We start from the raw sequence: 6,224 nt of genomic DNA, 5'->3' as shown, positions 1-6,224 counted from the left end.
CCCGGGAGGGGCGGGTTTGGGTGAGGGGAGTCCCCCCCCCCCCCCCCCCCCCCCCCCCCCCCCCCCCCCCCCCCCCCCCCCCCCCCCCCCCCCCCCGGCACTGAGTACGATCGTCCGGTCCGCCCCCGACGCCTGTTCCCCGGCAGCCGTCCCCGACGTCTGTCCCCCGACATCCGTCTCCGGCATCTGTCACCCGACGTCCGTCCGCTGATCCGCGTTTCCCGACCGCCGCAAGGAGCCCCCACCGGTGCCCGCCCTCCTGCCCCCGCCCCGTACCGGGCCCCGTCTGCTGAACCCGGAGCACCTGACGCGCATGGAGGACGGCGAACGGCTGCACGCCCTGCTGTGGCGCCCGGGACCGGGCTGGCGGATGGCCAGCAGTGCGGTACTCGGGGGCGGGATCGCCGACCGCGCGTGGGTGCTCAACGCCCAGGTCGCCCACGGCTACCGGCGCACCGACCCGGCGCGGCACCTGGCCGACCTGGCTCGCGCCGCGGGCGCCCGGGGGCCCGGGGTGGGCCTGATGACGGCCGCCGACGTGTCCGCCCGGGCCCGTGCGCGGAACGGCGGTGCGGAAGCCGTGGTGACCGCGGGCATCTCGGTACGCGGTTGGGCGGCCTCACCGGAGGAAGGCGCCACCGGGCCCGCCGCACCCGGGACGATCAACATCGTCGCCGCACTGCCGGTCGCACTGAGCGACGCCGCCCTGGTCAACGCCGTGATGACGGCGACCGAGGCCAAGGTCCAGGCGCTGCTGGAATCGGACCTCGACTGCTCCGGTACTCCCACGGACGCCGTGTGCGTCGCGGCCCACGCCCCGCGGGCCGGCGCCGAGGTCCACTCCTTCGCCGGCCCGCGTTCCGAGTGGGGAGCCCGGCTGGCCCGGGCCGTACACCGGGCCGTGCTCGGCGCGCTGCCCGCCGTCGCGCGTACCTGAGCGCCGCACGGCTCGGCGCGGCGGCCGCCGGCCGGCCTGGCGCGCTCCGGTACGGGCACACCCGGCCAACTGCGGCCGAGGGACACGTCCACGACGACGGGGAGGCCACCCGGTGGACGTCCCCGGACCCGCTCTTCCCCTGCGGCCGTCACCCCCCGGCGACACACGTGCGTGGGGGGCGGCCCGGCCCGGCCGCCCCCCACAGGTGTCCGCCTCTGGCGGTCAGCTCCGAGAGGTCTTCTGCAGCGCCTTGTCGAGGGCGGCCTTGAAGCCGTACGCCCACAACTGGTTCACCCGGCCGCGTTCGTTGGCGTTCGGGTAGGCGTTGGTGCAGGACGGGCCGGGGCCGCCGCCCGACATCAACTCGCTGCACGGGCCGGAGTAGTGGTCGGGCAGTCCGAGCACGTGCCCGGTCTCGTGGGCGGTCACGCGGGTCGAGTCGTACTGCTGGTTCTGCCGGTAGTCGAGGAAGATGTAGCCGTTGCCGTGCCCGTCCGTGGACGCGTACGAACCGCGCGAGTCGTTGCCCTCGTAGTACGCGAAGTCCGCGCCCGAACTTCTCTCCGCGAGCCGCACGTTGGACACCGAGCCGTTCCATATCTGTGTGGAGCGCGCTATCTGCGACCGGAAGCTGGGCGCGTTGGCGGCGCTGTAGTAGACGGTCACGGCGGCCGTCGACGCCGGGTCGGCAGCGCGCTTCTCGGCGACGGACTCGATGACCGCCTCGAAGAACGCCCGGTTGGCGGCGGCGTCTTCGCCCGAGCCGGCGGAGGGCTGGTAGCCGACGTGGGCGGCGCGGGCCTGGTCCTGGGGCTGCGGAGCGGCGGCCGTCGCGGCGGGGCCGGTGCCCAGCACGGCCGCGGTCAGGCCGAGGCCGACCGCGGTGGACAGCAGGGGCAGACTGATGCGCATCGATGACTCCTTGTGTGGGGGAGTGGGGAGAAGTCGTCACCGGTGAGTGTGGAGCGCCCATGAGCCCGCGTGATGATGGCAGCAGGGGATAGGACGGGGCTATCACCGGCCGCGCATCGGCCGGGAACAGCTTCGACCGGAGTGCAGAACTCGCCCTGATCCGCCGCGTTTTGTTCACCTGGCGCAACCAACTGTTCCGCTTTACGCTCCCTGCATGGAGCTCGAGGTGAGGCACCTACGCGCACTGTGCGCCATCGCCGACGCCGGCAGCCTGCACCGGGCGGCACGCCAACTGGGCGTCGCCCAGCCGACCTTGAGCACCCAGTTGAACCGCATCGAACAGGCCCTGGGCGGGCCCCTGTTCATCCGCGAACGCACCGGCTGCCGGCCCACCCCGCTCGGCCGGACGGTCCTCGGCCGGGCCCGTCCGCTGCTGACCGACATGCGCACCCTGGTCCGCGAGGCCCGCGCCGCCGCGGCCGGCGGCGACAGCCGGCTGCGCGTCGGCTCCACCGCCAGCCGTGCCCTGGCCGGCTGGCTGCGCCGGCTCAGACAGCCGGGCCTGGAACCGACGCTCCAGATGGACGTCTCCGCCAACGCCCTGCTGCGCTCGGTCACCGACGGCCAGCTCGACGTCGCCTTCGTGCACGAGGTCGAGGGCTGTCCGCTGCACGTCCCCGAGGGGCTGCGGACACGGGTCCTCGTCGAGCGCGAACCGCAGTTCGTCATGCTGCCCGCCGACCACCCCGCCGCCACCCGGTCCGTAGTCCGCCTCGCCGACCTGGCCGGCGACCGCTGGATGGTCGACCCCACCGTCGACGGCGAGTGGGACGGCGTGCACCGCATGCTGCGCGCCGTCGGCCTCGACCCGCGCGTGCTGCACGGCGACTACCACACCGCCGCTTCCCTCGTCGCCACCGGCGAGGTCGTGACCGTATGCCAGCCGAGCTCCCAGTCACGCCCCGACACGGCGGTGCGGCGCCTGTACGGCGACCCCCTCGGCGTGCGCCTGCTGGTGGCCGCGCGCACCCGGACCGAGCTGGACGCCTGCTACCCGGCGCTGGAGGAGGCGTACTGGGAGGTGGCCCGCCAGTCCACCGCCTACCGGGAGTGGCTCGAGCACACCGGGTCGCGCCTGGTGCCGGCGCGCTGAACCGTATCGGCCATTGCGGTGGTTTCCCTCCCGAACCGGTATGGCAAGAAGGTCATACGGTTACGGAGAGGTGTATGAGCTCTGTGCGACGTCTTCCGCCTCTTCGTTCGATGGCCGTCATCTGCGCCCTGGGCAGTTCCGTCCTCCTGATGACCGGCTGCACGAACGCCGACACGGCACGCTCCAGTGTCGCCGAGGCGGCTCAGACCACTCCCCCCATCACGTCCCCGACCAGTACCGCTTCCCCCACCTACACCGCTTCCCCCACCGACACGGCCTCCCCCACCGGCACGGACTCCCCCTCTCCTTCGGAGACCCTGACCGATGACCAGTCCGAGCGACAGGCCCTGGTCCCGAAGGCGAAGGTCACGTGGGACAAGGCGGCCGACACCGCCGTCAAGGAGGTCCCCGAGGGCAAGCTCGTCGACCTCGAACTGAAGCCCACGTCCGCCGAGGCCACCGCGTCGACCGGCTCGCCCAGTCCCAGCATGCCGAACCCGGCCCCCAGCCAGGGTGCTCCGGAGTGGGAGGCCAAGGTCGCCACCACCGACGGCACCGTGTACCGGATCGACGTCGACGCCGTCTCCGGCAAGGTCTTCCGCACCCAGGTCGAGGACCAGGACGCGGACGACAAGCAGCAGCTCGCCGACCGGCTGAAGAAGGCGACCCAGACCCCGGAACAGGCCGTGAAGGTGGCCACGGACAAGACCAAGGGCACCGTCACCGGCGTCGAGCTGGACGAGAACGACAACCAGCAGCTCCTGTGGTCCGTCGACGTGGTGTCGACCGACAACTGGAACAAGACGACCGTGGACGTCGACGCGACGAACGGCGAGATCCTGCGCGAGGACGTGGACCGCGACTGAGCGCCGCCCCGAAACGCCGCGAGAAGAACCACCCGACAGCAGAACCACGACAGCAACCGACAGCAGAACCGCAAGAACATCGGACACCAGAAGCACGAGAGGAACCGGAGCAGCACGACGGGAGCAGCCGGACGGAGTCACCCGGCTGCTCCCGTCGCGCGTGCCCGAAGGCGTCGGACGACGGCGACCGTGCGGTGGACGTGCGCGTCGGGCCGCGAACGCCGCCCGGCGTGGCGTGACTCCGAAGCCCGGTGTTCCGCGCCGCTGGACCCGCCGCACGTGTTTGCCGTCCGAGTGAGGGGCAAGGCGGTGTCCATGAGCGATCCGAACAAGGACACGAACCAGAAGCCCAACACCACACGGACCGCCGAGTCCAAGGCCCGCGACGCCGCGGACAAGGCGACCGCTCCCGCCTCGCGGGCCGGACAGGCCGCGGCGGGCAAGGCCGGTGACGCGGCGTCAGCGGCAAAGGCCGGTGCCCAGCGTTCGGCTCAGGCCGCGAACGGCGCCGTGCAGACGGCGGCCAAGGGCGTCGAAGCCGGCCGCCGGGCGGTCATCACCACCTCGGGGCAGGTCGCGTCCACGGCGAAGACGGCGTGGACGGCCATCGCCCACCGCAAGCTCGTCGCCGCGGGCATGGGCGCCGGCATCACCGCGCTGAGCGCCGCGTCGTACGCGGTGGGCCGCCGCGCGGGACGCCACACGCAGGGCCCCCTCACCCGCCTCACCGGCGGCCGGATCTGAGGTGTCACGGACGGTCGCGTCACGTCGCCCGGACCCGTCGGCCGACCCGGCCGAGACCGTGGATCCGGGCTCGTGGCGTGACCCCGATCCGACCGGACGAGACCTCGCGGCATCGGCTCCTCATGTTCCTGCTGTCACCGCTGGCCGGGCTGTGGCGGCTGACGGTGCTCCGGCCCCTGTACCTCTACGCGACGGCGACCTGCCGGCAGGTCGGTACCCGGGGTACCCGGGACCGCGTGGAAGTACGTACCGCTCCCGCCCGGTGAGCCGGGTTTCCCCGGCGTGAGAACGCCGGTGCCATGGAGGCGGATACCGCGCTGCCTCGGCCCGCGTCCGTCGGTCGACCGGCCGTCAGGGACCGGCCCGTGCAGGTGTGGGCGCCGCCGCCCGGGGCACGACGTTCACCCCGGACCTCGGCCGGGACGTCCGGCACCGCTCCCCGGACAGGGGAAGATGGGACCGCGAGGAAAGTCCCGACCGATGCGGAGGAGTGGGCGCAATGCAGCATGACCGAGCCGGGAAGCCGGCCGGCCCCGAGGACCTGATCGACGTCGCCCGGCTGGTGACGGCGTACTACGCCCTGCACCCGGACCCGGCGGAGCCCGGGCAGCGCGTGGCCTTCGGCACGTCCGGGCACCGCGGATCGTCCCTGGCGGCGGCGTTCAACGAGGACCACATCGCCGCCACCAGCCAGGCCATCTGCGAGTACCGCGCCGCACAGGGCACCGACGGTCCGCTCTTCCTGGGCGCCGACACGCACGCCCTGTCCGAGCCCGCGAGGATCACCGCGCTGGAGGTGTTCGCCGCCAACGACGTGGCCGTCCTCATCGACACCGCGGACGGCTACACACCCACCCCGGCGGTCTCGCACGCCATCCTCACCCACAACCGCGGCCGCGCCTCGGGCCTCGCCGACGGTGTGGTCGTCACCCCCTCGCACAACCCGCCCGCCGACGGCGGGTTCAAGTACAACCCGCCGAACGGCGGCCCCGCCGGCTCGGACGCCACCTCCTGGATCCAGGACCGGGCCAACGAGATCATCACGGCCGGCCTGAAGGACGTACGCCGCGTCCCCTACGCCCGGGCGCTGGCCGCGCCCGGCACCGGCCGCTACGACTTCCTCGGCGCCTACGTCTCGGACCTGCCGAGCGTCCTGGACCTCGACGCGATCCGCTCGGCGGGCGTGCGCATCGGTGCCGACCCGCTGGGCGGCGCCTCCGTCGCGTACTGGGGCCGGATCGCCGAACAGCACCGCCTCGACCTGACCGTCGTCAACCCGCTCACCGACCCCACCTGGCGGTTCATGACGCTGGACTGGGACGGCAAGATCCGCATGGACTGCTCGTCGCCGCACGCGATGGCCTCGCTCATCGAGCAGCGCGACCGCTTCACCATCGCGACCGGCAACGACGCGGACGCCGACCGGCACGGCATCGTCACCCCGGACGCCGGGCTGATGAACCCCAACCACTACCTCGCGACCGCCATCGCCTACCTCTACGCCCACCGCACCGAGTGGCCCGGGGGGGGGGGGGGGGGGGGGGGGGGGGGGGGGGGGGGGGGGGGGGGGGGGGGGGGGGGGGGGGGGGGGGGGGGGGGGGGGGGGGGGGGG

6 protein-coding genes and 1 pseudogene are annotated in these 6,224 nt (G+C 73.6%); 6 read left to right on the top strand and 1 reads right to left on the bottom strand.

Annotation, left to right across the window (positions count from 1 at the left end):
• Positions 1 to 247 precede the first annotated feature (247 nt).
• Positions 248 to 937: an adenosylcobinamide amidohydrolase gene (locus ACZ7G3_RS34405; protein WP_470930459.1), complete on the top strand. Its 690-nt coding sequence runs from the start codon at positions 248 to 250 to the stop codon at positions 935 to 937.
• A 222-nt stretch (positions 938 to 1,159) separates the two neighbouring features.
• Here the strand turns inward: ACZ7G3_RS34405 and snpA are convergent, their stop codons facing one another.
• Entirely contained in the window at positions 1,160 to 1,849 is a 690-nt protein-coding gene (gene snpA, locus ACZ7G3_RS34400) for a snapalysin (protein WP_426600953.1), read from the bottom strand.
• 214 nt (positions 1,850 to 2,063) lie between these two features.
• Between snpA and ACZ7G3_RS34395 the strand changes: the two genes are divergently transcribed.
• The 5 genes and pseudogenes from ACZ7G3_RS34395 to ACZ7G3_RS34375 all read left to right on the top strand — a co-directional run.
• Positions 2,064 to 3,002, top strand: a complete 939-nt coding sequence (locus ACZ7G3_RS34395) for a LysR family transcriptional regulator (RefSeq protein WP_426600954.1) — start codon at positions 2,064 to 2,066, stop codon at positions 3,000 to 3,002.
• Positions 3,003 to 3,076: 74 nt separating this feature from the next.
• Positions 3,077 to 3,868, top strand: a complete 792-nt coding sequence (locus tag ACZ7G3_RS34390) for a PepSY domain-containing protein (protein WP_426600955.1) — start codon at positions 3,077 to 3,079, stop codon at positions 3,866 to 3,868.
• 315 nt (positions 3,869 to 4,183) lie between these two features.
• A complete protein-coding gene (locus ACZ7G3_RS34385) occupies positions 4,184 to 4,612 on the top strand; it encodes a hypothetical protein (RefSeq protein WP_470930456.1) in 429 nt (142 codons plus the stop codon).
• 77 nt (positions 4,613 to 4,689) lie between these two features.
• A complete protein-coding gene (locus ACZ7G3_RS34380; protein ID WP_470930454.1) occupies positions 4,690 to 4,878 on the top strand; it encodes a hypothetical protein in 189 nt (62 codons plus the stop codon).
• A gap of 233 nt (positions 4,879 to 5,111) precedes the next feature.
• Positions 5,112 to 6,224 (top strand): annotated as a pseudogene (locus tag ACZ7G3_RS34375) (phosphoglucomutase, alpha-D-glucose phosphate-specific); the annotation flags it as partial.

The sequence above is a fragment of the Streptomyces sp. NPDC037271 genome (assembly GCF_055603605.1).
This window is presented reverse-complemented; position numbering and strand designations above follow the sequence as displayed.

Excerpts from the sequence above, each read along its gene's own strand:
- snpA (WP_426600953.1), bottom strand. The coding sequence starts at position 1,849 with ATGCGCATCAGTCTGCCCCTGCTGTCCACCGCGGTCGGCCTCGGCCTG.
- ACZ7G3_RS34395 (WP_426600954.1), top strand. The coding sequence starts at position 2,064 with ATGGAGCTCGAGGTGAGGCACCTACGCGCACTGTGCGCCATCGCCGAC.
- ACZ7G3_RS34390 (WP_426600955.1), top strand. The coding sequence starts at position 3,077 with ATGAGCTCTGTGCGACGTCTTCCGCCTCTTCGTTCGATGGCCGTCATC.
- ACZ7G3_RS34385 (WP_470930456.1), top strand. The coding sequence starts at position 4,184 with ATGAGCGATCCGAACAAGGACACGAACCAGAAGCCCAACACCACACGG.